Annotated in this window: 16 protein-coding genes and 1 riboswitch; of the genes, 3 read left to right on the forward strand and 13 right to left on the reverse strand. The window is 67.0% G+C overall.

The features are described 5' to 3' along the window. Positions 1–89 precede the first annotated feature (89 nt). A complete protein-coding gene (rsmG, locus tag N8888_RS18360) occupies positions 90–728 on the reverse strand; it encodes a 16S rRNA (guanine(527)-N(7))-methyltransferase RsmG (RefSeq protein WP_053517711.1) in 639 nt (212 codons plus the stop codon). A gap of 39 nt (positions 729–767) precedes the next feature. Further along, positions 768–1,367 carry a 4'-phosphopantetheinyl transferase family protein gene (locus N8888_RS18365; RefSeq protein WP_065174253.1) on the reverse strand — a complete coding sequence of 200 codons (600 nt, stop codon included), beginning with the start codon at positions 1,365–1,367 and terminating at the stop codon, positions 768–770. Positions 1,368–1,451: 84 nt separating this feature from the next. Here N8888_RS18365 and N8888_RS18370 point away from each other — a divergent pair, with 84 nt between their 5' ends. Then, complete coding sequence (locus tag N8888_RS18370; protein WP_005411656.1) at positions 1,452–1,703, forward strand: GlsB/YeaQ/YmgE family stress response membrane protein; 252 nt, start codon at positions 1,452–1,454, stop codon at positions 1,701–1,703. 36 nt (positions 1,704–1,739) lie between these two features. Here the strand turns inward: N8888_RS18370 and xth are convergent, their stop codons facing one another. The 4 genes from xth to N8888_RS18390 all read right to left on the reverse strand — a co-directional run bounded on the left by xth (position 1,740) and on the right by N8888_RS18390 (position 7,471). After that, a complete protein-coding gene (gene xth, locus N8888_RS18375) occupies positions 1,740–2,507 on the reverse strand; it encodes an exodeoxyribonuclease III (RefSeq protein ID WP_065174252.1) in 768 nt (255 codons plus the stop codon). A gap of 113 nt (positions 2,508–2,620) precedes the next feature. Further along, entirely contained in the window at positions 2,621–4,030 is a 1,410-nt protein-coding gene (locus N8888_RS18380; protein WP_263176531.1) for a coniferyl aldehyde dehydrogenase, read from the reverse strand. A gap of 260 nt (positions 4,031–4,290) precedes the next feature. Further along, entirely contained in the window at positions 4,291–5,955 is a 1,665-nt protein-coding gene (locus tag N8888_RS18385) for an MFS transporter (protein WP_053517700.1), read from the reverse strand. A gap of 94 nt (positions 5,956–6,049) precedes the next feature. Beyond that, complete coding sequence (locus tag N8888_RS18390; protein ID WP_053517699.1) at positions 6,050–7,471, reverse strand: DcaP family trimeric outer membrane transporter; 1,422 nt, start codon at positions 7,469–7,471, stop codon at positions 6,050–6,052. 245 nt (positions 7,472–7,716) lie between these two features. Between N8888_RS18390 and acs the strand changes: the two genes are divergently transcribed. Beyond that, positions 7,717–9,660 carry an acetate--CoA ligase gene (gene acs, locus N8888_RS18395; protein ID WP_065181408.1) on the forward strand — a complete coding sequence of 648 codons (1,944 nt, stop codon included), beginning with the start codon at positions 7,717–7,719 and terminating at the stop codon, positions 9,658–9,660. Between the two features lie 94 nt (positions 9,661–9,754). Then, positions 9,755–10,420, forward strand: a complete 666-nt coding sequence (locus N8888_RS18400; RefSeq protein WP_005411662.1) for a response regulator transcription factor — start codon at positions 9,755–9,757, stop codon at positions 10,418–10,420. Positions 10,421–10,483: 63 nt separating this feature from the next. Here N8888_RS18400 and N8888_RS18405 read toward each other — a convergent pair whose 3' ends face one another. The 7 genes from N8888_RS18405 to glyQ form a co-directional block, all read right to left on the reverse strand. Beyond that, on the reverse strand, positions 10,484–11,059 hold the full coding sequence (locus N8888_RS18405) for a manganese efflux pump MntP (protein WP_053517695.1): 576 nt from the start codon (positions 11,057–11,059) through the stop codon (positions 10,484–10,486). An 88-nt stretch (positions 11,060–11,147) separates the two neighbouring features. After that, positions 11,148–11,237: riboswitch (yybP-ykoY riboswitch) on the reverse strand. Positions 11,238–11,375: 138 nt separating this feature from the next. Beyond that, positions 11,376–14,834 (reverse strand): hybrid sensor histidine kinase/response regulator, encoded by a 3,459-nt coding sequence (locus N8888_RS18410; RefSeq protein WP_053517694.1) that lies wholly within the window; start codon positions 14,832–14,834, stop codon positions 11,376–11,378. Between the two features lie 135 nt (positions 14,835–14,969). Then, entirely contained in the window at positions 14,970–17,117 is a 2,148-nt protein-coding gene (locus tag N8888_RS18415) for a S46 family peptidase (protein ID WP_263176547.1), read from the reverse strand. Between the two features lie 115 nt (positions 17,118–17,232). Continuing rightward, on the reverse strand, positions 17,233–21,090 hold the full coding sequence (locus tag N8888_RS18420; protein ID WP_263176549.1) for a translocation/assembly module TamB domain-containing protein: 3,858 nt from the start codon (positions 21,088–21,090) through the stop codon (positions 17,233–17,235). Continuing rightward, entirely contained in the window at positions 21,087–22,883 is a 1,797-nt protein-coding gene (locus tag N8888_RS18425) for an autotransporter assembly complex protein TamA (protein ID WP_053517726.1), read from the reverse strand. Before N8888_RS18425 ends, N8888_RS18420 begins: the two co-directional genes overlap by 4 nt. A 176-nt stretch (positions 22,884–23,059) precedes the next feature. Continuing rightward, on the reverse strand, positions 23,060–25,135 hold the full coding sequence (glyS, locus tag N8888_RS18430) for a glycine--tRNA ligase subunit beta (RefSeq protein WP_263176551.1): 2,076 nt from the start codon (positions 25,133–25,135) through the stop codon (positions 23,060–23,062). Positions 25,136–25,219: 84 nt separating this feature from the next. Beyond that, entirely contained in the window at positions 25,220–26,131 is a 912-nt protein-coding gene (gene glyQ, locus N8888_RS18435) for a glycine--tRNA ligase subunit alpha (RefSeq protein ID WP_053517689.1), read from the reverse strand. Between the last annotated feature and the right edge of the window lie 61 nt (positions 26,132–26,192).

A 26,192-nucleotide genomic window follows, 5' to 3' on the forward strand; every position in this document is an offset into this window, starting at 1 on the left:
TGCTGGGACCGGTCATTATGCGTACAACCGGGCCCGGGCGGAAATCGTGGATCGCCAACCCCTTGTCGCGCAAAGGGTTGGCGGCGGGATCAGGGGCCTGTAACGGTGACCAGGTGGCGCTCGCCCGCCAGGCCGGGCACGCTCAACGGGGCCACGTCGCGCACCTGCCAGCCTGCCGGCAGTGCGGCGATCTCTTCATGCGGGTAGACGCCCTTCATCGCCAGCAGCACGCCGCCAGGACGCAGCAGGTGGCCACCGACGCGGATGATGCCGGCCAGCGTGTCCATCGCGCGGGCGGTCAACTGGTCGTAGTGGCCGGCCTCGTCCAGCGCTTCGGCGCGCGACTCAGCCACGCGGGCATTGCCCAGGCCGAGCTGGCGCACGGCCTCGCGCATGAAGCGGGCCTTCTTGCCGTTGCTCTCGACCAGGGTGACCTGCAGACCCGGGCAGGCGATCGCCAGCGGGATACCGGGCAGTCCAGGACCGGTACCGAGGTCGGCCAGGCGGCCATCGGCCACGAACGGCTGCATGGCCAGCGAATCGAGCAGGTGACGGGTGACCATCTCCTGCGGGTCGCGGATGGCGGTGAGGTTGTAGGTGCCGTTCCAGCGGTGCAGCAGGCCCAGGTAGCGCAGCAGCGGCGGCGCCAGTGCGGCGTCCAGGCCCATGCCGGCCAGGCCCTGCTCCAGCGTGGCGGTCACGCCGGCGGGAAGTTCGTGTTCGCTCATGCCGCCATTATCGCCCGTTTCCCGGGCTGATTCGCCGCTTCATTGCGGATACCAGGCCAATGCGGCACGGAACTGGCCGCTGGCCTGCCATTCGTGCAGATGCCACTGCCGGGCATCACCCAGCGCAGGGTCGCACCAGCGCAGGTGCAGGGCGCCGTCGACACCTGGCGCCAGCTGCAGGCGATGCAGGCCGAACGAAATGCCCTGCCCGTGTGCCTTCAGCAGCGCCTCCTTGGCGCACCAGACACGGAAGAACCAGTGTTCGCGTTCCGCGGCGTCCAGGCCCTGCAGCCAGGCCACCTCTTCCGGATGGAAGAAGCGCTGCACGATCTCCAGCAGGCGTGGGCGCGGGCGCAGCAGTTCCAGGTCCACGCCGAGCCGTACACCTTCACCCAGCGCCACCAGCAGCACGTCGCCACTGTGACTCCAGCCCGTGCCGTGGTCGGCCAGCGCACCGGTCAGCTCGGGTCGGCCCTTGTCGTCGCGGACCAGCGGCAGTGCCTCCGGCGCGAGATCCAGCGCCTGTGCCAGCACCTGCCGGGCCTGCGGCTCACCGCGCTGGCCCGGCACATGTGGCCGCCGCCAGACCGTCACGGGCCCGAAGCGCCAGGGGCCATCCAGGGTGGCTGGCAAGCTCATCCGCACGCAACCGTCACGCGATTGCACGACGGGTTCACAGCCATGCGCGTCAACTGGTCACGGTTTTCCACCGGAGGTTCGATCATGGGCATCATCATCTGGCTGATCGTCGGCGGCATCGTGGGCTGGCTGGCAAGCATCATCATGAAGCGCGATGCGCAGCAGGGCATCATTCTCAACATCGTGGTCGGCATTGTCGGCGCGCTGATTTCCGGCTGGCTGTTCGGCGGCGGCATCAACGAAGCGATCACCATCCGCACCTTCCTGTTCTCGCTGATCGGTGCGGTGATCCTGCTGGCGATCGTCAACCTGTTCACCCGCAAGAGCATACGTTGATCCGACGGGCAGCGCCGGGCACGGCCCGGCGCTACCTCACCCCAACTGCACCCATGCCGGCGCGTGGTCGCTGGGGCGCTCCCAGGTACGTGGCTCGCGGTCGATGCCGGACGCCACGGCGCCGCCCTTGAGCGCATCGGAGACCAGGGTGAGGTCGATGCGCAGGCCCAGATTGCGGCGGAAGCCCGCCGCGCGGTAATCCCACCAGCTGAACGTGCCGGCTTCCTCGTTGTGCAGCCGGAAACCGTCGTGCAGGCCCAGCTGCAGCAGCTTGTTCAGCGCGCCGCGCTCGGCGGTGGAGGTGAGGATGTGGTTCTCGTTCCACACCTCCGGATCATGCACGTCGCGGGCGTCCGGGGCGATGTTGAAGTCACCCAGCACGACCAGCTTCGGGTGCCGCTGCAGTTCCTCGCCGATCCAGGCGTGCACGGCCTCCAGCCAGCGCAGCTTGTACGCATACTTGTCGGTGCCGACGTCCTGGCCGTTGACCACATACAGGTTGATCACCCGCAGGTCGCCAAAGGTGCCGGCGATGACGCGCTTCTGCTCGTCCTCGAAACCCGGAATGCCGATCTGCACGTCCTGCGCCGGCTCGCGTGACAGCAGTGCCACGCCGTTGTAGGTCTTCTGGCCGGCGAATACGCTGCGGTAGCCGGCGCCGATCAACGCCGCATCCGGGAACTTGTGGTCCTCCAGCTTGGTTTCCTGGATGCCGACGATGTCCGGGCCGAACTCCTTGAGCCACTGCTCCAGGTGCGGCAGGCGGACGTTGAGCGAATTGACGTTCCACGAGGCGATCTTCATGGGGGCATTCTACCCGGGCCTGCTTTGGTAGGCGCCAACCTTGGTTGGCGCATGGATGCCCCGCGTGCCAACCAAGGTTGGCACCTACCAGTAGAGCCACGCCATGCGTGGCTTCACCGCAGCAGCAGCTTCAACATCCCCGCAATCTTCGAATACGGCGGCCGCAGCCTGTCGCTGGCCGCCCAGCGCGACTGCCACAGCACCGGCAACCGCTTGCTCATCGCATCGAACCCGGCGCGGCCGTGGTACGCGCCCATGCCGCTGGCGCCCACCCCGCCGAACGGCAGGCCATCGGCGGCGAAGTGCAGCAGCGTGTCGTTGACCGTCACTCCCCCGGCCACCACGTTGGCGAGAATGCGCTCCACGGTGGCGCGGTCGTGGCTGAAGGGATACAGCGCCAGCGGCCGGTCGCGGGAGAGAACGTCGACCAGCGCCGCATCCAGATCCGGGTAGGCGCGCACCGGCAGGATCGGCCCGAAGATCTCCTCGCGCATCAGGTCCAGATCGTCCGGCGGGTCCAGTACCACGGTCGGTACCAGCAGGCGCTCGCGGCCGGCGCGAGCCTCATCCACGTGCGCCAGCGGAATCACCGGCACCCCGCGTTGCCGCGCCTGTGCCAGATAGCCCTGCAGGCGCTGGTACTGGCCTTCGTTGATGATGCGCGTGTAGTCGCCGGCCTCGCTGAAGTCACCATAGCGCTCGCGTACCTGCTGCTGCAGCGCCTGCACGAACTCGCGCTGACGCGCGCTATCGATCAGCACGTAATCCGGCGCGATGCAGGTCTGGCCCGCGTTGAACCACTTGCCGGTGGCCAGCCGTGCGGCGGCTTTGTCCAGCGGGAAATCACGGCAGACGATGGCCGGCGACTTGCCGCCCAGTTCCAAGGTAACCGGTACCAGATGCTCGGCTGCCGCTGCCATCACCTTGCGGCCCACGGCCGTCGAGCCGGTGAACAGCAGATGGTCCAGCGGCAAAGAGGAGACCGCTGCGGCTACGTCCGCCCCACCCTGCACCACCGCCACCCGATCGGGCGGGAACACACTGGCCAGCAGATCGGCCAGGAACGCGCTGGTGCGCGGGGTATGTTCGGACGGCTTCAGCAACACATGGTTGCCGGCAGCGATGGCGGTGGCCAGTGGCACCAATGCCAGCGTAACCGGGTAGTTCCACGGCGAGATCACCCCGACCACGCCCAACGGCGTCGGCCGCAGCTGCGCGCGCGCCGGCCACAACTTCCATCCCGCCGATGCCCGCTGCGGCTTCGACCAGCGCCGCAGGTGGCGCCGCAGGTGGTCGATGGCCGACAGCACGCTCATGCCATCGGCCAGTTTCGATTCAACGTGGGCGCGATGGCCGAAGTCCTCGGCGATGGCCTGGGCCATTTCATCCAGACGCGGCTTCAGCGCCTCGCGCAGGCGGCGCAGGTCGGCTTCGCGCTGATCCAGCGACGGGCGCTGCGACTGCCAGGCGCTGCGCAGGGTGTGCAGGAGGTCGGGGAGGTCGGCTGGGGCGGTGGTCGTCATGGGCCGACTATACGGGGTGCGGCACTGTCCGACGGAGTCAGATACCTTTCGCGCGCGAAAGAGATCTGACCCTGGGCGCGAGATGGCGGGTGGCTTCGGATGCTTTTCAACCACGATTACGGCATTGAACGCTGTCTTTTCGCGTCTGCGGAGTTTTGTGCCGCGCGCTGCGCGGTCGCCGAGCATGGCTCGGCGCTACAAGGCAACGAAAAGGCCGTGGTCTGCACCACGGCCTCTCCTTCATCCGGTGAACATCATTCCTACTTGGTGATATCCACGTCCTTGGTTTCACGCAGGAACAGGCCACCGATCACCACCGACATCAGCGCGATCGCGATCGGATACCACAGGCCGTAGTACAGATTGCCGGTACCGGCCACCAGCGCGAAGGAGATCGCCGGCAGGAAGCCACCGAACCAGCCGTTGCCGATGTGATACGGCAGCGACATCGAGGTGTAGCGGATGCGGGTCGGGAACAGCTCGACCAGGTAGGCGGCGATCGGGCCGTAGACCATGGTCACGTACAGCACCAGCAGCCACAGCATGAAGATCGTGCCCGCAATGTTGATGCGCGCGCTGTCCGCCTTGGCCGGGTAGCCGGCGGTGGTCAGGGCGGTCTTCAGTTCGGCACCGAACGCGTCGGCCTTGGCCTTGCCTTCGTCCTTGCTCAGTCCCGCCGCTTCATACGAGGTGACGCTGGCGCTGCCGACGTTGACGATCGCCAGCGAACCCGCCGCTGCCGGCTGCACGTCGTACGGCACGCCCGCCTTGGTCAACGCGGCGGTGGCCACGTCACAGGAGCTGGTGAACTTGCGCAGGCCGACCGGATCGAACTGGAACGAGCAGGTGGACGGATCGGCCACGACCAGGGCCGGCGAGCTGCTGCGGGCCTCTTCGATGGCCGGGTTGGCGAAGTGGGTCAGGCCCTTGAAGATCGGGATGTAAGTCACGGCAGCCAGCAGGCAGCCGGCGAGGATGATCTTCTTGCGGCCGATACGGTCGGACAGCCAGCCGAAGAAGATGAAGAACGGCACACCCAGCGCCAGTGCGGCTGCGATCAGCAGGTAGGAGGTGGTGGCGTCGACCTTCAGCATGCTGCTGAGGAAGAACAGCGCATAGAACTGGCCGCCGTACCAGACCACGGCCTGGCCGGCCGCTGCGCCGAGCAGGACCAGCAGCATCAGCTTCAGGTTGCCGCCCTTCAGGCTGTCACGGAACGGCGTCTTGGAGCCCTTGCCTTCCGACTTCATCTGCTGGAACAGCGGCGACTCACTCAGCTGCAGGCGGATCCACACCGAGATGCCCAGCAGCACGATGGACACCAGGAACGGAATGCGCCAGCCCCAGGCTTCGAATGCTTCATTGCCCAGGAAGTAGCGGCAGGCCAGGATGATCAGCAGCGACATGAACAGGCCCAGCGTGGCGGTGCACTGGATGAAGCTGGTGTACAGGCCACGCTTGTCGTCCGGGGCATGCTCGGCCACGTAGGTCGCCGCGCCGCCGTATTCGCCACCCATCGCCAGGCCCTGGGCCAGACGCAGGATGATCAGGATCACCGGCGCGGCAAAGCCGATCGACGCGTAGTTGGGCAGCACACCGACCAGGAAGGTCGAGATGCCCATGATCAGGATGGTGACCAGGAAGGTGTACTTGCGGCCGATGCGGTCGCCGAGGCTGCCGAAGAAGGCCGCGCCGAACGGTCGCACGAAGAAGCCGGCGGCGAACGCCAGCAGGGCGAAGATCATGCCCGTGGTTTCATTGACTCCGCTGAAGAACTGCTTGGCGATGATGGCGGCGAGCGAGCCGTACAGGAAGAAGTCATACCACTCGAAGACCGTACCCAGGCTCGAAGCGAAGATGACTTTCTTGTGGCCCTTGGTTAGGGTGCCCGCGGGATTGTGCGCGGTGCTGGGTGTGCTGGACATGAGACGCTTCCCCTCCGAAGCAATCGTTGTTGGTAGGTGCCGACGGTGGGTCGGCACTCAGTATCGGTAGCGGCCGACCTGGGTCGGCGCGCCGTCAGAAGCTGTACTTCGTGGTGAACTGCAGCCGGGTGATGTCACCCTTGTTGCCGTTCTCAATCTCGCGGCGGCCATACATCAGCTCGGCGCCGACATCGACCTTGGGCAGCGGTGAGTAGAAGATGTTGCCGCGGATGCTCTGCACGCTCTTGGTGACCAGCGGGCCCAGCACGCTGTCGTTGTCGTAGTCGCTGCGCGCATAGATCAGGTTGGTGCGCAGCTTCGGCGAGAACGCATGGCGCCAGCCCACGTAACCGGCCAGAACGCCGGTCGGATTGAGCTCGTCGCGGGCGATGTCATAGGCCGAGTCGGCGGTGATGCCCAGGCCGATGTAACGCGCGATGCCCTCGCCTCCGGTGAACTGGTAATGCAGCGAATCGCTGTCGCCCATCACCCACTTGCCGCCCAGGGTCAGGCCGCCGGCAACCTTGTCGGCCTTGGCGCCGGTGGTCTGGTTGTCGACCTTCAGCTGGCGGACGATGCCGCCGACGCCGAAGGTGCCCCAGTCGCCCTTCCAGCCGTAACGCATCGTCAGATCAGGCAGGCTGCCGCGATCGGAGTTGGCGCTGGCGTTGGTCCAGGCGCCGGTGACCGGATTGCGGGTACCGGTAAGCGTGGTGGTTTCCGGGTTTTCCAGGGCAACGCTGAAGCCGCCGCTGGTGTAACGCACCTGTGCCTGGCGTACGAAGATCACACCGTCGGTCGGGCCGACGAAGTCGACCGCTTCCGGCAATGCGGCCGCGTCCATGAAGTTGGACCAGGTCTGGCCGGCGAGCCAGTTGTTCCAGTACATGTAGGCATGGCGCAGGGTGACGCCGTAGGTGTTGGTGGCGGTCTGGTTGCCGAGCGAGTTGCCGAAGAAGTCCATCTCGAAGAACGCGCCGGCCTTGTTGCCGGACTCGCTCACGTTGTCGATGCCCAGGTTGAAGCGCGAGAACTTTGCGTGGGCGTTGTAGTCGGTGCCCGAACGCCTGCCGTTTCCGCCGGCGCCTTCCACCGGGGTCTGGCCCGGCAGATACAGCGAACGGCCAGTGGCATCGTCGGCCAGCTGGCCGTCACTGGTCTGGGTCGCCAGGAAGTCAGCCTTGATGAAGCCACCGATCTTGACCGTGGTACCCGGTGCGGCACCCGGAGTGATGGTGGTGACCTGGATCGGCTGCTTGCCGGCCGGCACCGCCGGCTTCTGCTCGGACTGCACGGTGCGGACTTCGGTCACCGCCTGCTGGGTCTGGGCGATCTGGGTCTGCTGCTGTTGCTGCGAAGACAGCAGCAGCTGGACCTGGCGCTCCAGTTCGGCGACGCGTGATTCGAGTGCTTTCTCTTTGGCGGTCTCTGCGAACGCCATGCCCGGTGCGACCAGGGCGACCAGCAGGCAGGCCGCCAAAGGTGTGCGCACGGCTTTCAACGTACGGTGGCTCATGTTGCCCTCTCTCCCAAGTGGCAAGGTGATGCCGCGCGTGGGGCACGGTCGAGCCGAGACTGCGGGGCACATGCGCGCACCGGCTATTCGCCATTGGTCGAAGCCGGGCCCGCAGGGCGCCCACTTTCGACCATGGTCTAAGCACAGTGGTGACGCGGCCGGGGGTGGATGGGGCAAACTGAGGGGGATCGGTCGTTGCGATGCTGCGACCGCACATACAAAGTCAACGTGCAAGTGAGGGTGCCATGGCTGATATCTACCCCGTCGATCCGCAGTTCGCCGCCAAGGCACGCATCGACAAGACGTCCTACCAACAGCAGTACCAGGCTTCTGTGACCGACCCGGAGGGTTTCTGGGGCAAGGCCGCCGAGCGCCTGCAATGGATGCGCACGCCGACGAAGATCAAGAACGTCAGCTACGACCTGGCCGACTTCCACATCAAGTGGTTCGAGGACGGCGAGCTCAACGCCAGCGTCAACTGCCTTGACCGCCAGCTGGACAGCCGTGGCGACAAGACCGCCCTGCTGTTCGAGCCGGACAGCCCGGACGCACCGGCCCAGCACGTGACCTATCGCGAGCTGTACGAGCGCACCTGCCGGCTCGGCAATGCGCTGCGCAACCTGGGCGTCGGCAAGGGTGACCGGGTCACCATCTACCTGCCGATGATCGTCGATGCTGCCGTGGCCATGCTGGCCTGCGCGCGCATCGGTGCGATCCACTCGGTGGTGTTCGGTGGCTTCGCGCCGAACTCGATCGCCGATCGTGTCAGCGACTGCCAGAGCAAGCTCATCATCACCGCCGACGAGGGCCTGCGCGGTGGCCGCAAGGTTCCGCTGAAGGCCAACGTCGATGCAGCCCTGAAACTGCCGGGCACCAACACCGTGGAGACCGTGCTGGTGGTGCGCCACACCGGCGGCGCGGTGGACATGCAGGCCCCGCGCGACCGCTGGTTCCATGACGTCGTGGACAGCCAGCCCTCCACCTGCGAGCCGGAGCGCATGAACGCCGAGGATCCGCTGTTCATCCTCTACACGTCCGGTTCCACCGGCAAGCCGAAGGGCGTGCTTCACACCACCGGCGGTTATCTGCTGTACGCGGCATACACCCACGAAGCGGTGTTCGACCTGCGCGAGGACGACATCTACTGGTGTACCGCCGACGTCGGCTGGGTCACCGGCCACAGCTACATCGTGTACGGCCCGCTGGCCAACGGCGCGACCTCGCTGATGTTCGAGGGCGTGCCGAACTACCCGGACACCTCGCGTTTCTGGAACGTCATCGACAAGCACAAGGTGTCGATCTTCTACACCGCCCCGACCGCCATCCGTGCACTGATGCGCGAAGGCGAGGAGCCGGTGAAGAAGACCTCGCGCGCCTCGCTGCGCCTGCTCGGCAGCGTCGGCGAGCCGATCAATCCCGAGGCCTGGCGCTGGTACTACGAGGTGGTCGGCGACAGCCGCTGCCCGATCGTCGATACCTGGTGGCAGACCGAGACCGGCGGCATCCTGATTTCGCCGCTGGCCGGTGCGATGGACCTCAAGCCGGGGTCGGCCACCCTGCCCTTCTTCGGCGTACAGCCGGCGCTGGTGAATGCCGATGGCGAGATCCAGGACGGCCCGACCGAAGGCAATCTGATCATCCGTGATTCCTGGCCGGGCCAGATGCGCACGGTGTACGGCGACCACCAGCGCTTCATCGACACCTATTTCCGCACGTATCCGGGCAGCTACTTCACCGGCGACGGTTGCCGCCGCGACGAAGACGGCTACTACTGGATCACCGGCCGCGTGGACGATGTGATCAACGTGTCCGGCCACCGCATCGGCACCGCCGAGGTCGAAAGCGCGCTGGTCTCGCACCCGAAGGTGGCAGAAGCCGCCGTCGTCGGCTTCCCGCACGACGTGAAGGGCCAGGGCATCTATGCCTACGTCACCCTGGTGGCCGAGGAAGCGCCGAGCGAAGAGCTGCACAAGGAGCTGATCGCATGGGTGCGCAAGGAAATCGGGCCGATCGCCACCCCGGACCACCTGCAGTGGGCACCGGGCCTGCCCAAGACCCGCTCGGGCAAGATCATGCGCCGCATCCTGCGCAAGATTGCTGAAAACGCGCCGGACCAGCTCGGCGACACCTCGACCCTGGCCGATCCGTCGGTGGTGGCGTCACTGGTGGACGAACGCAAGGTACGCTGACGTACGACCCGGGGTCGGACCCCTTTCCGCAGGGAAAGGGCTCTGACCCCAGGGGCCTGGCCCCCGAACAGTTTCCCCACGGTTCCCCCCGACCATGACCACCCTCCTGATTGCAGATGACCACCCGCTGTTCCGCGAAGCCCTGCGTGGGGCCGTACAGCGGGTCATCCCCGGCGTGCAGCTGTTCGAGGCTGACAGCGTGGAAGCGCTGTATGCGCTGGCCGACCAGCACAACGATGCCGACCTGGTCCTGATGGACCTCAACATGCCGGGTGCACAGGGTTTCAACGCACTGGTGCACATGCGCTCGCTGCATCCTCACCTGCCGGTGGTGGTCGTCTCCGCGCGGGAGGAGGCCACGGTGATGCGCCGTGCGCTCGATCACGGTGCGCTGGGCTTCATTCCCAAGTCCGCCGACTCGGACACCATCGGTCATGCGCTGGGCACCATCCTCGACGGCGAGACGTGGGCCCCGCCGGAGGCACACAACGTGCCACCCACCGAGCGCGAGGAACGCGAGGTCGGCCAGCGCCTGCGCGAGCTGACGCCGCAGCAGTTCCGCGTGCTGCAGATGCTGGGCGCCGGCCGCCTGAACAAGCAGATCGCCTACGACCTCAACGTCTCCGAAGCGACGATCAAGGCACATGTGACCGCGATCCTGCGCAAGCTGGGCGTGACCAACCGCACCCAGGCGGTGCTGATGGCTGGCAAGCTGGCCATCGACGACGACGCGATCGTGCTGCCGCCGGAAGAAGACTGACCGTGCCGGGCTGCGGAGCAGAGCACGGGGTCTTGTGATGCCCTCGTAGAGCCGAGCCCGTGCTCAGCCCACGCCGCGCAGGTGTTCGTACAGGATCGTCGCGCCGATGATCACCAGGATCGCGCCGCCAATGATCTCGGCACGCTTGCCAACCATGCTGCCCAGCACGCGGCCGAGCATGATGCCGACGGTGACCATTGTGAGCGTGCACAGGCCGATGACCGCCGCCATCACGCCGATATGGACGTCCATGAACGCCAGGCCGATGCCCACCGCCATCGCATCGATGCTGGTGGCGAAACCCGTCAGCGCCAGCTTCCAGAAGCCGTGGTGCTGCGAAGGGTCTTCATCTTCTTCACCCTCATCCGGACGCAGGCCGTTGTAGATCATGTGGATGCCCAGCGCGCCGAGCAGGCCGAAGGCGATCCAATGATCGAAGGCTTCGACGTACTGCAGGGCGGCACGGCCGAGCAACCAGCCGATGATGGGCGTGATCGCCTCGATGACGCCGAAGATGATGCCGGCACGCAGTGCATCGCGGAACACCGGCTTGCGCATCGCCGCACCCTTGCCGATCGCCGCGGCGAAGGCATCGGTGGACATGGCAAAGCCGATCAGGAGGATCGAAATGGGGGACATGTGTGGCTGCTGAGGTCGGGCTAGGACGGACGCACGGCCTGCGCTCGCGCCCAACCTGACGTTGCGCGCGCGGGCCGCTGGTCTCGCCAACCATCATGGTTGTCCACGCCACGGCGCACTGGCCGAGTATGTTGACGTGGACGATTCCTGCGTAGGAATCCGGCTACTCCCCAAGGGGACGCGAAGCTTAGCATCGCGATTCGCGTGTGGCACATTTCTGGTGAAACGCGCAGGCAGGGCTGGTTTGTATAGCGATGGCTATATCAGCACCGCACTGCGCGCGGAGCCGAGCATGGGCTCGGCTCTACAGTTGCCATCAGGCTTCGTTGCTGCCGGCGTCGCGCAGCGCGCCGAGGAAGGCGCGCAGCGAGGCCGGCTTGATCGGCTTGGTCAGCACCCGATAACCCCGCTCGCGCGCCATCCGCTTCAGCTCATCGCGACCATCGGCAGTGAGCAGGGCACCGGGCAGCGGATATCCTGCCGCCTCGCGCAGTGCCACCAGCGCGTCCAGGCCATCCATGCGGTCATGCAGGTGGTAATCCACCAGCATCACCTGCGGGCGCTCGGCAATCTTTTCCAGCGCCTGATCGACGGTGGCGGCGGTGATCACCTGCACCTGCCAGCGACCCAGCAGCGCACGCATGCCGTCGAGGATTTCCTCGTCATTGTCCACGCACAGCACGCGCAGGCCGGCCAGCGAATCGCTGCGCACCGGCGTGGCGGCCACCTGGACCGCCGTGGCAGGCTCGGTGTAGCCCGGCAGAGGCGCCACGCGCGGCAGGATGATCGAGAACATCGACCCGCTGCCGACGCGGCTGCGTGCGTTGAGCCGATGGTCCAGCAGGCGCGAGATGCGCTGGCAGATCGACAGGCCCAGGCCCAGGCCCTGCTCGCCCCAGTCGAAGGGCTGCTGGTAGCGATGGAACTCATCGAAGATCTGCCGCATGTGATGCTCCGGGATGCCGGGGCCGGTATCCCACACCTGCAGTTCCACTTCCTCGCCCCGGTGGCGCACGGCCAGCACGATGCGGCCCTGCCGTGTATAGCGCAGCGCGTTGGCCAGGAAGTTCTGCAGCACACGCCGCAGCAGGCGCCGGTCGCTGCGCACCCATGCCGGGCGCGCGAACAGATCCAGGCGCAGGCCACGGCCGGCGGCAACCGGCGTGTACTGTGCGGCCAGCTCGCGCATCAGCGCGCTGACGTCGAACTCGCCGATGACCGGATGCAACCCACCTGCATCCAGCCGCGATACGTCCAGCAGGCCATCCAGCAGCTCCTCGGCCGCGCGCAGCGAGGCATCCACGCGCTCGGCCAGATGCTTCTGCTCGTCGCTCACATGAACGCTGTCACGCAGCGCCGAAGCGAACAGGCGCGCGGCATTGAGCGGCTGCAGCACGTCGTGGCTGATCGCGGCCAGGAAGCGGGTCTTCGACTGCTGGGCGGCTTCAGCTTCGTGGGAGCGCTCGGCGACGCGCTGTTCCAGCGTTTCGTTGGCTTCCAGCAGCGCCTTCTCGGCGTGCTTGTAATCGGTGATGTCGTTGTAGCTGGTCACGTAGCCGCCGCCAGGCAGGGCCTGGCCACGCATCTCGATCACCTTGCCATCGCTGCGCGTGCGCTCGAACACATGCGGTGAACCGGCGCGCATGTAGCCGATGCGGCGGTTGATCTGCACCTCGATGTCGCCCTCGCCCAGCTCCCCCCGTTCGGCGTTGTAGCGGATCAGGTCGGCCACCGGGCGGCCCACGTACAGCATGCCGTCGGGGTAGCCGAACATGTCCTGGTAGCGGCGGTTCCACGCCGTCAGGCGCATGTCCGGATCGACCACGCTGACACCTGCACTGATGTTTTCCAGCGTGGTGGACAGGATCTCGCGGTTGAAGCGCAGTTCCTGCCCGGCTTCGTCCAACACCGCCACCACCTCACCCAGGTCCATGCCGGAGCCGCGCAGCAGGCTGGTCAGGAGCAGGCGCGCGGAGGCGGCACCGATCGACGCGGCCAGCAGGCGCTCGGTGAACTGCACCCAGGGCCGGTCGGCCGGCGCGGAAGACTGCAGTTCGCGGCCCAGCGACTGCGCCTGCTCGAAGAACGAACGCCGCGCATGGCGCTCGCCCACCACGCGCGAGGCCAGCGCCAGCAGGTCGCCCACATGCACGTGGCCCGGCCAACCGCCGGCGACCGAGGGGCGCTCGGCGTACGGATCGAGGAAGGGCGCAGCACGCAGTCGCTCGTCCACCCCCGGCCGCCAGCGTGCGGACACCAGCATCATCGTTGCTGCATTGACCAGCAACGACCAGAAGGTACCGTGGGTCAGCGGATCCCAGCCGGTCATGCCGAACAGCTGCTGCGGGCGCAGCCATTCGATGCCGAACGGGCCCTGCTGGACCCAGCCGGCGTCGACCCATCCCGCCATGGTCATCGCCGGCAGCAACAGGGTATAGAGCCAGGTGGCGAAGCCGAGCAGCATGCCGGTTTCCACGCCGCGGCGGCTGGCGCCACGCCAATACAGGCCGCCGATCAGGCCCGGTGCGAACTGCGCTACCGCGGCGAACGCCATCAGGCCGTAGGACGCCAGGGTGCTGTCGTTGCTGCTGCTGCGGTAGTAGCTGTACGCCATCAACGCGAGCAGCAGGATCGCCAGGCGGCGGATCCACAGCACGCGTGAAGCCACGTCGGCTGCTTCCTGGTGATCGCCACTGCGGCGCAGCAGCACCGGCATCACCAGATCATTGCTGACCATGGTGGCCAGCGCGATGGATGAGACGATGACCATGCCGGTGGCGGCAGAGAAGCCCCCCACATAGGCGACCAGCGCCAGCGCGTTGCGGCCCTCGGCCAGCGGCAGCGCCAGCACCATCGCATCGTCGGCGACGCTGCCGCCGGTGCCGAACAATGTGACGCCCGCGGTGGCGATGGGCAGCACCATCGCCGAGATCAGCACCAGGTAACCACCGAACATCCAGCGTGCACGGCGCACGTCGCGTACATCGCCACATTCGACCACCGCGACATGGAACTGGCGCGGCAGGCAGACGATGGCGAGGAAACTGAGCAGGGTCTGCGAAATGAATCCCACCGGCGGCAATCCGGTGAACAGCGTATGCACCGACTCGACCACCGCATCGGTGCGGTCGGTCAGCCACACATAGGCGAATACGCCAACGGCGAGCATCGCCAGCAGCTTGATCACCGATTCCAGGGCGATCGCCAGCATCATGCCGTGGTGATGCTCGGTGGCATCCACCTGGCGCGTGCCGAACAGCGTGGCGAACAGGGCCATCAGCAGGGCGACATACAGTGCGGGATCGCTGAAGAAGCCGGTCGGGCCGGTGTTGCCGGTCAGCACCTGCAGGCTCATCGCCACCGCTTTGTACTGCAGGGCCAGGTAGGGAACGATGCCGATCAGGGCGATGATCGCCACCAGCGCGGCCAGGCGCCGCGAGCGGCCGAAGCGCGAGGAGATGAAATCGGCGATGGACACCACGTTCTGGCTGCGGGCGATCAGGGCCAGGCGCTCGATGATGCGCCAGCCGAACAGCAGCAGCAGCAGCGGCCCGATGTAGATCGGCAGGTAGCCGATACCGTTGCGCACGGCGGTGCCCACCGCGCCATAGAAGGTCCAGGACGAGCAGTACACGGCCAGCGCCAGGCTGTAGACCACCGGCCGCAGCCAGGGCCGGTCCGGGTACATCGGCCGACGGTCGCCCCACCATGCCACGCCGAACAGCAGTGCGGCATAGGCAACCGAGACCAGCAGCAGGATCCAGCTGGAGACCACGCGCGCGTTTCCGTCAGAGGAACCCGCAGTGTAGGCCAGAGGCGGCCAGACGTACGGGCTCGTTGGGGGCAACACCCCCCACCGGCGTGGGGGGCCTACGCGGTGCGGGCCACGACCGGGGTCGTGGCCGGCGTCTTACTGGGCCGGAACGCCCATTTCCTTCAACAGTTCCGGCGCCGGGTAGACCTTGGCCAGCAGCCAGCGCAGATAGCGCATGTCCACGTGCACGGCGCGCTTGTAGCGCGGATCGAACCACCAGCTGGCACTGACCGATTCCCAGTTGCTGTCGAAGTTCAGGCCAATCAGTTCACCCTTGGCATTGAGCACGGGCGATCCCGAGTTGCCGCCGGTGGTATCGAGGTTGGTCAGGAAGTTGACGGTCTGTGTCTTCAGGGCCGGATCGGCCGTGCTGCCGAAATCACCCTTGGCGATGGCGGCCAGCAGCGGAGCCGGCGCATCGAAGGGATAGACGTTGGTGTTCTTCTCGACGATACCGGCCACCGTGGTCACCGGCGAGTAGGTCACGCCGTCACGCGGGTGCAGTGCCTCGACCTTGCCGTAGCTGATGCGCAGGGTACGGTTGGCATCCGGGTACACCGCGCGGCCCTGCTTGGCACGCCAGGCGAACAGCGCCTGCATGTAGGCCGGGCGCAGGCGCAGCTGCTCGCCTTCGCGGGTCTTGCTCTCGTTCTCGATGCGCAGCTGCGCCGCCACCAGCGGCGCGGCCACTGCGATCAGCGGATCGGGTGCCAGGGCCTTGCCATCGCGCGCAGCGGCGAAGCGCGAGAGACGCTGCGCCTCGTCGCCCAGCCGGGTGCTGGCGTAAAGCGTGTCCAGCGCCTGCGCCAGCTGCGCCGGGGTGCGGCCGAAGGCGGCATCGAACTCGGCCACGCGCTGCGCGTCCGGCAACTGCTGGTATCGCGTAAGCAGGGTGGTCAGCAGCGCCTTTTCGACCTCCGCTGCATACCGACGCTGCACCTGCTTGAGTACGCCCTCGATCATCGCCTGGTCGCGCTGCTGGTAACCGCTTTCGCGCTGTGCATCCGGCTTGGCCGACTCGATGCGCAGGCGTTCCAGCAGCAGCGCCGAGCGCAGCAGCTGGCTCTGGTTGGCCATCTGCTCCAGCAGCAGGTCGCGCTCACCCACCGCCGCACCCTGCGAGAGATTGGCCAGCAACGCCTGGATGTCACTCCGGTACCGGCGGTCGGTGGCCGCCAGCATGGCCGACTCGTCGGCAGCGCGCTGCGCCTTGGCATCGCTGCGCAGCAGGCCTTCCAGCTCACCGGCGGCGCGCTTGCGGTTGTTCTTCAGCGACTGCAGCTGCGAAGCGTAACGGGTACGCGCCTGCGCGTCCTTGGCAGTTGCCACCTCGATGGTGTCGATCATCTGCTGGAACACCGACACCCGGCGCGGCAACACCGCATCGACCTGGCTGGCGAACTCGGCCGCGGTGCGGTGGCGGTAGGTGATGCCCGGGTAACCGGCCAGCATCGCGTAATCGCCCTCCTTCGGACCTTCAACGGACATCTTCAGGTGCGCCGGTGGCTGATACGGCACGTTGTCCTTGCTGTACGCGGCCGGCTTGCCATCCTTGCCGACATAGGCACGCAGCAGAGTGAAATCGCCGGTATGGCGCGGCCACATGAAATTGTCGATCTCGTCGCCATAGTTGCCGATCGCACGCGGCGGCGCGTAGACCAGGCGCACATCGCTCAGTTCCAGCTGGGCAATGCGATAGAAATCGGTGCCGTAGTACATGTTGGCCACCGAGCAGCGCACGCTGCCGTTCTTCTCGCACTCCGCCACGATCTGCTTGCTGGCCGCATCGACCGCATCGAAGTACGCACGGCCGGTCTTGCCACGGGCATTGGCCAGCACCTGATCGGTCACCTTGTCGAAGCCGACGGTGACCAGCACACGGAAGTCCGGATTGGCCGGCCGCTCGTCGGCGCGCCCCTTGGCGATGAAGCCGTTGTCGATCAGGTTGTGCTCGGGCGAACTGTTGTACTGGATCACGCCCATCGCCACATGGTGGTTGGTCAACAGCAGTCCGTCGGCGGAAACGAACGAACCGGTGCCGCCTCCGGCCCGCACCACGGCGCTCAGCGGTGGTGCGGTGACGTTGGCCAGGTCGGCCGGATCGCCCATGAAGCCCGCTGCGCGCAGCGGCTTGGCCAGCTCCGGCAGCTGGGTCGGCATCCACATGCCTTCATCGGCATGGGCGCCCGCAGCGAGGGTGAGGCCCAGGGCCAGGGCGGCAGGAAGGGTTTTGCGTGGCGACATGAGGCGATCCGGTACGACAGAACAGCCCGGGACCATAGCCGCTGGGGCCGGCAGGGGCAACGGCCGATGGTTGGGGGCCGGGCGCGGCCCGGCGCTACCGGTCGATGGCGGCGGGTTACTTCTCCCGCCGCCAGTTGATCGAGCCGCGGTTTTCCACCGTGCTCGACTCCACTTCCACGTCGAAACCGCGGCGCAGCAGATACTTCAGGGTGATCACCGAACCGGCGCCGACCAGCGATACGCCATAGCCCACATACAGCTTGGGCGAGATGTACTTGCCCACGCCGATCACCGATCCGCCCAGCGCGCGCGACTGGCTCACGCCCGCATCGTCCAGGCCCAGCTTGGCCCCCAGCTGCGATGCCAGCAGGCCGCTGCCGGCCGACAGTGCGGCCGAGGCTGCATTGACCTGCTGGGCCTGGTCGCTGCTGGCACCGGTGAGGCTGCGGCCCAGCACCAGGTAGGCCAGCGCTTCGGACTGCGACATCGCCGGGTCGGACCACACGTCCGCACGCGGCTGCTGTGCACGGCCGGTCACGTCGATGCCAGCGGTGACATCACCGATCCGGCGCTCGGCGCGGATGTTGATGCGCGGGTCGGATACGGCGTTGTAGTTCCAGTTGAGGTTGCCGCGGGTGATGGTCAGGTCCTGGCCATAGGCCTTGTAGCGGCCACTGACCTCCAGCCCGCCATTGGCGGTCATCTCGCGACCAGGCTTGGCCCAGACCTGCATCTTGCCGGTCAGCGCGCCCTTCAGGCCGAAGCCGGTCATCTTCACCTTGTCGCCCAGGCTGACGGTCAGGTCCATGTCCAGCGGCGAGGTGCGCGATTCCTCCGGATCGGCCGGGTCCAGCACCACCACATCCTCGGAAACCGACGTCCCTCGGTCCAGCCGCTCAAGATCGATGTCCGCCTCCGGCACATGCACGGTGCCACGCAGCTCCATCGCAGCCTTGGCCAGGGTGAAGTCCAGATTGGGGTTGGCGACGATGCGCAGTTCGCTGGTATTGGACACCAGCACGTTCTCGCCGTGGATCTTCAGCTGCAGCGGCTGCGCATCACCGAACCAGGACAGGCCGCCATCGACATACAGCGTGCCCTGGCCCGAGTTGGCCTGCGCGGTGATCTTGGCCGAGCCGTCGGGCTGGGCGACGAAGCTGCCCTTGCCCTGGTCGAACGTCAGCCCCAGCGCGGGGAATTCGCCCTTGAAATTGCTCAGCTGCGCGTCGCCGCCCAGCGACGGCTGGCCACGGGTACCGCGCAGGCTGACGTGGCCCTCGATCAGGCCGGTCGGGCGCACGATGTCCGGCGAGAACAACTCCAGCCAGTACAGCCGCGACATGTTGAGGTAGAGCTCACCGTTCAACGGCGCGCTGGCTTCCCAGCCGGTCTGCATCCTGGCATCGACGAAGCCGTTGCCCTGGAAGCCCATGCCCAGATAGCCCTTGATGCTGGCCGGGGTCATGTCCAGCTTCAGCGAGAACTGGTCATAACGCACCAGTTCGCCCCGGGTGCTGTCGCCACCGACGTTGCGGTTCTCGCCCAGGCGCACCCCGCCCTCCAGCGAACGCACTTCGACGTGTCCTTCCCACGCATTGCCGCGCGGCCGGATCTGCGCATCCAGACCGAGCTCGCCGCGCAGGTAGATGCGACGTCCGGACTGCGGCGGCAGCCACGGCTGCACCAGTGCCAGCGGCAACGCATCGCCGCGCACCACCAGGCCCTCGCGCGGCCAGTTCGCCTGCGCACAGAGCGCCCCGCTGCTGGCGGCAGCCAGGCAGGCCTCGGCCAGCGTGTAGCTGCCATTGTTGATGGCGAAGGCGGCCGGCGCGCGCAGCGCCCAGGCATCGCCCTTCACCGGTGCGATACGCAGCGAAGCCAGTTCGCCCCGCCATTGCTGGCCCTGCTGGCGCAGGCTGCCCTGCAGGTCGATCGCGCCCAGTTCGTTGCGGGTCTGTGCCGCCAGGCGCAGGTTCGACACGCTGCCCTGCGCATCGATGTTCAACCGTTCCAGCAGCATGCCCGCGTTGACCTGCTGTCCCTGCACGGCCAGCGTGCCGCTGTCGCCACGCCACGGCAGCCGCCCCTTGATGCTCAGGCTCTCGGCGCCATAGCCATCCCAGTTGAGGTTGTTGCCGACCAGGTCCGCGGTGATGTCCGGTGCGTCACGCGGGCCGGTCACCTGTACCTGCCCGCGCAGGCCGCCATCGGCGCCAGGCAGCAGGTCGCTCAGCTGCAGCGGTTCGAAACGTGCGTCGATGTCCAGGCGGTCGCCCACCTTGCCCGAGGCGGTGACCCGGCTGCTGCCGACGGCCAGCTTCAGCTCGCCCTGGCCCTGTTCGCCCTGCAGCGCGAACTTGCCCTGCGCATCGAGGTTGCGCTGACGCAGCACGCCCTTCAGCGACGGCAGATCGACCGTGGCTTCCAGCGTGCCGGCAGTACCCGGCGGGGCATTTGCCGGCGGCGGCAGCTGGCGGCCCTTGGACGCCAAATTGCCCGACAGCCGGCCATTCCATCCAGGCACGAAATAGCCCGGATCGAAGTCCTTCAATGTGGCCTTGGCATCCCAGTCCAGCTGCGGTGCCCATGCCACCTGGCCCTCCACCTGCAACTGCCCGCCGGGCGTCTGCGCCTGCAGCTCGCGGATCGAGGCCGCCTGGTCGTTGCCGCGCACGTCGAAACGCAGCTGCGCCTTCTGCTGCTCACGCTCCACGTCGGCACGACCGATCGCAGCCCATGCCTTCAGCGTCCCTGCCAGGCCGAAGCGGGCTTCCTTCAGTGTCACCGGTACGGGCGGACCACCGGCGGTGTTCGGATCCTCCGCCGGCACCCAGGTCAGATCATGGGCGATGACCGAGAAATCGAGTTTCTGCTGGTCTTCCTGGCTGAAATCAGCGGTACCTTCCAGGCGTGCCTCGCCCCCCAGTCCCTTCACCACCAGCGGCGAGACCTTCAGCACCTGGTCCTGCAGCGAGATGACCGAGGGCGCCAGCTCCAGCGCCTGCTCGCCCTGCTTCACCGTGCCGCGCAGCTGGGCGTTGCCGCCCTTGCCGGTGGCGCTGAAATCCAGCGCGAGTGGCGCGATGGCCGAACCCGCGAGCGCTGGCGACAGCAGAGCCGGGTCCAGTTCGTCGCTGCGCACGGTCGCGCTCCAGCTCGGATCGGTCCGCCCGTCAAACACCAGCATCGCATGCAGCGGTTTGGGCGCGCGCCCGGCCACGGCCACTTCCATGTGCGCCAGATTGCCCCGTGCAACCAGGCCGAGCGTGGCGGCCGTGCGCCCACGCGGCGCCGGCAGCACCGCGGTGACGGTCACGTCGGTGTCGTAGTCCTTGGCCGGGATGTAGCGGCCCTGGGCGGTGAAGTTGCCCATATCGCTGTCCACGACCAGCGCGCGCGCCTGGAATTCGCCGTTGGCGATTTCCACCCCGCCGCGCACGCGGCTGATGTCGATCACCGGTTCACCGGCCTGGGTCACCCGGAAACCGTCGATGGCGATGGCGTCGGCCTGGATGGCCAGCGGCATCTCGATCTGCGGCAGCGAGTCCGGCCACGACGGCAGCTTGAACGGCTCCTCGCTCTTGGCCAGGTTCAGCGAGGCATTGGTCAGTTCCAGCCTGTCGAGCAGCAGTTTGCGGCCCAGCAGCGGGCGCAGGTCCGGCTCCAGGTACGCGCGCTCGGCATGGAAGTGGATGTCGTCATAGCGGAAGTCGACGTTGTAGAGCGTCAGCGGGCCGGCCACCGGTCCTTCCACCTTGTCCCAGGTGAAGCTGGCACCCACCGGCAGGCGCGCGACCACCTGCGCCAGCAGCACGTCACGGCCGGCCACGGTCTGCAGCAGCCAGTACAGCAGCAGCAGGCCGAGCAGGACCAGACCCAGCACGCCCACGCCGGACCATGCCCAGAAGCGGCGGCGGCGATAGAAGCGCACGCGCGGCGGCGGTGTTCCCGGGGTCTGTGCGGGCGTGCTCACAGGTCCGCTCCGATATTCAGATACAGCTGGAACTGCGAATCCGGGTTGTTCAGGCCGTGGGCCACGTCGATGCGCACCGGGCCCACCGGCGACTTCCAGCGTACGCCGAAGCCCACACCGGTATGCAGGTCGATGGTGTTGTCGAAGGCACTGCCGGTATCGACGAATACCGCCGCACCCCAGGGGCCACCGTTGAAGTAGTGCTCGTACTCGGCCGAGCCGATCACCAGGTTCTTGGCACCCAGCGCGTACTTGTCCGGCGCGGGCGTGCGCGGGCCCACCTCGCGGTAGGCATAGCCACGGATGCTGCGGTCACCGCCAGCGAAGTAGCGCAGGCTGGGTGGCATCGCCACCAGATCGCTGGTCCAGGTGGTGCCCCCCTCGCCACGCAGGATCAGGCGGTTGCTTTCGCCCACCGGAACGTACCAGCGAAGCACGGCATTGGCCTGCACGAAGCTGGTATCGGAGCCGGCGCCTTCAACGCCCGCGCGCACGGTGGCCGTGCCGCTGATGCCTTTGCGCGGGAACATCTCGTCATCGACATTGACGTAGTCGGCCACCAGCTGCGGATAGACCAGCGTGGAGGTGTTGTAGACCGCGTCGGTGAACTCGGTACCCGATGCATAGCGCCAGCGCTCGCGCAGCGCGTTGACCGACGCGATCGCGGTCCAGTATTCGTTGATCTCGCCGCTGCGGCTGGCGATCAGCTTGAAGTTGCGCAGGTCGATGTAGTCGGTCTGCTCGTCGTAGGCGCTGGCGGCGAAGGTATACCAGCCATCAAGCCAGGCGAACGCGGGAATCCGGTAGCTGGTCACCAGGCTCTTGCGCTTCTGCGCATAGTCCAGCTGGGTGTTCATCTTGTGGCCGCGGTTGTTGAGGAACCGCCGCTCGACACCGCCGCGTACACCGGGACCACTCTCGCTGCCGTAGCTCAGGCCCGCGGTGTAGATCGTGCGCTTGGCACGGGTCAGCTTGACGTCGACCGGCACCTCACCATTGTCGTCGGCCTGGTCCGGCCGCGGCTGGATGTCGATCACGCTGAAGTAGTCGAGCTTGGTCAGCGACTCGCGCAGCCGGTCCAGCTTGCCTTCGTGGTAGTAGCTGCCCTGTTCCCAGTACACCAGCGGATCGAACAGCTTGTCGACGAAGTAATCCTGCTCGAACCGGACCGGGCCCATGTTGTAGCGGCGGCCGCTGTCCCAGGTCAGGTCGATGTCCGCGGCGTTGTCGGCGCGGGTGATCTGTACCTGGCGCTGGGTGTAATCGGCATCGAAGTAGCCACGCTCGGCCAGGCGGCGGGTGATGGTGATCTTGCTGGCTTCGTACTGGGTATGTTCGAAACGCTGGCCCTTGCGTGGCTTGAAGGCGGTCAGGTCATCCTGCAGGTACTGGTCATACATGGCCGGCCCGGTGATGTCGATGTGCTCGCGCCGCACCGTCACCGGCGTGCCCTTGTCGACGTGGATCAGGACCTGCACATGCTCGTCCTGGCGCGGCGCCTCCACCGTGATCACCGGGTTGTAGTACCCGAACGGCTCCAACGCCTGCCGGGTCTGCCGCTCGGCCTGTGACAGCAGGTACTCCAGCCGCGATTCACCCTGCTCCTTGCCGATCGTGTCGTACAGCGTGAGCGATTCCTGGATGTTCTCGATGATCGCGGCGTCGTCGCCCTTGTCCAATCCCTTGATGTCCACCTTGTCGATGGTGCCGCGCGCGTGGGCCACGGGGGTGGCGACCAGCGACAGGACCATCAGCGGCAGGGCGTATTTCTTTGGCTGCATGCGGCACAGCATACCGACCCAACGTGACGATGCGAAATGCATCACGCCTTCAGGCATCGGTTGTTAAGTGGCGGTCAAAATACGCGTTACCGACATCATCCGCATGATGTCGGTAACGCCGGGCCATGCCCGGCGGCTTCTTCCAGCACCACACCGCGCGTTCGCCGGGCGTGGCCCGGCGCGACCACTCAGCTCGACAGATGCTCGATCGCGGCGACCTTGCCCAGTCGCTCGCCCAGCAGGGTCAGCAGCGCCAGGCGATTGCCGCGCAGTGCGGGGTCTTCGGCATTGACCATCACACCATCGAAGAATGCATCGACCTGCGGGCGCAGGCGGGCCAGGCGGGCCAGCACGGCCACGTAGTCCTTCTGATGCAGGCTGGCGCCCGTGTCGTCGATGGCGGCGGTGACGGCTTCGGCCAGCGCGCGCTCGGCCTCCTCCTGCAGCAGCGACGGGTCGATCTGGCCCGGAATGTCGCCTTCAGCCTTACGGAGGATGTTGCGGATGCGCTTGTTCGCGGCGGCCAGGGCCTCGGCCTCGGGCAGCGCTGCAAACGTGCCGATCGCGTCGAGGCGGCGATCGAAGTCGTACAGCGACGCCGGCTTCAGTTCGGCGACCGCGTTGAAGTGGGTGGCCGGCACGCCCTTGTCGGCGTAATAGCCCTTCAGGCGATCCAGGATGAAGTCGTACAGCTCACCCACATCGGCCTGCACGCCACGCGCAGCCAGGCCCTGGTTGGCGCCGGCCAGCAGCGCGCGCAGGTCCAGCTCGAAGCCACTCTCGATGATCGTACGGGCCAGGCCCAGTGCGTTGCGGCGCAGGGCAAAGGGATCCTTGTTGCCGGTCGGCTTCAGGCCCGCCGCGAACCCGCCGGCCAGTGTGTCCACACGCTCGGCGATGGCCAGCACCTTGCCCAGCGGCGACAGCGCGATGTCATCGCCACCGAAGCGCGGCTGGTACGCCTCGTCGAGGGCCAGCGCCACGTCCGGCGATTCTCCGCCCGCCACCGCGTAATGGCGGCCGGCGATGCCCTGCAGTTCCGGGAACTCGTTGACCATGCGCGACTGCAGGTCGTTCTTGGCCAACTCCGCGCTGCGGCGGGCCTGCACCGGATCGGCACCCACCTGCACGGCAACCGCTTCGGCCAGCGCCGCCACGCGCGCGACCTTGTCCGCCACGCTGCCCAGCTTGGCCTGGTAGGTCACGGTCTTCAGGCCCTCGCCCATCGCGGCCAGCCCCTGCTTCAGGTCTTCATCGAAGAAGAACTTGGCATCGGCGAAGCGCGGGCGGATCACGCGTTCGTAGCCCTTGGCCACTTCGGCCACATCCTTCGACTCGATGTTGGCGATGCCGATGAACTGCTCGGTCAGCGTGCCCGCGTCATCCAGCACCGGGAAGAACTTCTGGTTGATCTCCATCGTTTCGATCAACGCTTCCTGCGGCACGGCCAGGAAGGCGCGCTCGAAGCTGCACAGCACTGCCGAGGGCCACTCGACCAGGGCCACCACCTGCTCAAGGTTGTCCTCGGTGATGCGCGCACTGCCGCCAGCCTTGCCGGCGGCGGCTTCGACCTCGGCGACGATGCGTGCGCGGCGCTCGGCCGGGTCGACCAGCACATGGGCCGCGCGCAGCGATTCGACGTAGTCCTGCGGCTGGGTCAGCCACACGGTCTTGTCATGGTGGAAGCGATGGCCACGGCTCATGCGGTCGGCCTTGAGGCCGAACAACTCGGCCGCGACCACATCCTTGCCGTGCAGCAGCACCAGCCAATGCACCGGCCGCGCGAAGCCCCACGGGTGGTCGCCCCAGCGCATCGGCTTGGGGATCGGCATGGCGGCGATGGCCTCGCGCAGGATCTCAGGCAGCAGATCGGCGGTGCTCGCGCCCGGCGTCACCGCGCGATGCACGAAACGCTCACCCTTGTTGTCGGTGGTCTTCTCCAGCGCGGTCCAGTCGATGCCGGCCTTGGCGGCGAAGCCCTGCAACGCCTTGGTCGGCTGGCCTTCGGCATCCAGCGCGATGTTCAGGTACGGGCCCAGCACTTCGCTGTGCTGCTCCGGCTGTTCCAGGCCGACGCCCGGCAGCAGCACGGCCAACCGGCGCGGAGTGGACAGCGGGCGTGCATCGCCCGTGTCCAGGGCGATGCCGCGCTTGCGCAGGCCTTCGACAACACCGTCGAAGAACGCCTGGGCCAGGCCCGGCAGCGCCTTGACCGGCAACTCCTCGGTGCCCAGTTCGATCAGCAGGGGGGACAATTGGCTCATCGGTTCGATCCTGTGGTGGGGGGCGCAGCGCGCAACGCGTCCGGCGCCCCGGGGTGTGATGAAAAGCAGGGTGGAGAGCGGCCCTCAGGCTTTCTTCGCGCCCGGGAAGCCCAGCTTCTCGCGCTGCTCGTAATAGGCCCGGGCCACCGCCTGGGCCAGCGCACGCACGCGCAGGATGTAGCGTTGGCGTTCGGTCACGCTGATGGCGCGGCGCGCATCCAGCAGGTTGAACGTGTGGCTGGCCTTCATCACCTGCTCGTAGGCCGGCAGCGGCAGGCCCACTTCGACCAGCTTCTGCGCCTCGCGCTCGCAGGCGTCGAAGCGGTGGAACATTTCTTCCACGTCGGCATGCTCGAAGTTGTAGGTGCTCTGCTCCACCTCGTTCTGGTGATAGACGTCACCGTAGGTCACCGGCTGTCCGTCCGGCCCGTAGGTCCACACCAGGTCGTAGACGTTGTCGCAGTTCTGCAGGTACATGCACAGGCGCTCGAGACCGTAGGTGATCTCGCCCAGCACCGGGCGGCACTCCAGGCCACCGGCCTGCTGGAAGTAGGTGAACTGGGTCACTTCCATGCCGTTGAGCCAGACCTCCCAGCCCAGGCCCCAGGCACCCAGGGTCGGCGACTCCCAGTTGTCCTCGACGAAGCGCAGGTCGTGCACCAGCGGGTCGATGCCCAGCGCCTGCAGCGAATCCAGGTACAGCTGCTGGATGTTGTCCGGCGCCGGCTTCATCGCCACCTGGTACTGGTAATAGCGCTGCAGGCGGTTCGGGTTCTCGCCGTAACGGCCGTCGGTGGGACGGCGCGAGGGCTGCACGTAGGCCGCGTTCCAGCCTTCCGGACCGATCGCACGCAGGAAGGTCGCCGGGTGGAACGTACCGGCGCCCACCTCCAGGTCGAGCGGCTGGATGAGCACGCAGCCCTGCTGGGCCCAGAACTGGTTCAGGGTCTGGATCAGGCCCTGGAAGGTGATCGGAACGGTCGGGGTCGCGGACATGCGGACGATTCTTGGCCGGCAAGGGGGTGCGCTAGTATAACGGCCGACCTGCGGGGCATTC

This window comes from Stenotrophomonas maltophilia (assembly GCF_025642255.1).
Classification (GTDB): domain Bacteria; phylum Pseudomonadota; class Gammaproteobacteria; order Xanthomonadales; family Xanthomonadaceae; genus Stenotrophomonas; species Stenotrophomonas maltophilia_P.

Excerpts from the sequence above, each read along its gene's own strand:
- rsmG (WP_053517711.1), bottom strand. The coding sequence starts at position 728 with ATGAGCGAACACGAACTTCCCGCCGGCGTGACCGCCACGCTGGAGCAG.
- N8888_RS18365 (WP_065174253.1), bottom strand. The coding sequence starts at position 1,367 with ATGAGCTTGCCAGCCACCCTGGATGGCCCCTGGCGCTTCGGGCCCGTG.
- N8888_RS18370 (WP_005411656.1), top strand. The coding sequence starts at position 1,452 with ATGGGCATCATCATCTGGCTGATCGTCGGCGGCATCGTGGGCTGGCTG.
- xth (WP_065174252.1), bottom strand. The coding sequence starts at position 2,507 with ATGAAGATCGCCTCGTGGAACGTCAATTCGCTCAACGTCCGCCTGCCG.
- N8888_RS18380 (WP_263176531.1), bottom strand. The coding sequence starts at position 4,030 with ATGACGACCACCGCCCCAGCCGACCTCCCCGACCTCCTGCACACCCTG.
- N8888_RS18385 (WP_053517700.1), bottom strand. The coding sequence starts at position 5,955 with ATGTCCAGCACACCCAGCACCGCGCACAATCCCGCGGGCACCCTAACC.
- N8888_RS18390 (WP_053517699.1), bottom strand. The coding sequence starts at position 7,471 with ATGAGCCACCGTACGTTGAAAGCCGTGCGCACACCTTTGGCGGCCTGC.
- acs (WP_065181408.1), top strand. The coding sequence starts at position 7,717 with ATGGCTGATATCTACCCCGTCGATCCGCAGTTCGCCGCCAAGGCACGC.
- N8888_RS18400 (WP_005411662.1), top strand. The coding sequence starts at position 9,755 with ATGACCACCCTCCTGATTGCAGATGACCACCCGCTGTTCCGCGAAGCC.
- N8888_RS18405 (WP_053517695.1), bottom strand. The coding sequence starts at position 11,059 with ATGTCCCCCATTTCGATCCTCCTGATCGGCTTTGCCATGTCCACCGAT.
- N8888_RS18415 (WP_263176547.1), bottom strand. The coding sequence starts at position 17,117 with ATGTCGCCACGCAAAACCCTTCCTGCCGCCCTGGCCCTGGGCCTCACC.
- N8888_RS18425 (WP_053517726.1), bottom strand. The coding sequence starts at position 22,883 with ATGCTGTGCCGCATGCAGCCAAAGAAATACGCCCTGCCGCTGATGGTC.
- glyS (WP_263176551.1), bottom strand. The coding sequence starts at position 25,135 with ATGAGCCAATTGTCCCCCCTGCTGATCGAACTGGGCACCGAGGAGTTG.
- glyQ (WP_053517689.1), bottom strand. The coding sequence starts at position 26,131 with ATGTCCGCGACCCCGACCGTTCCGATCACCTTCCAGGGCCTGATCCAG.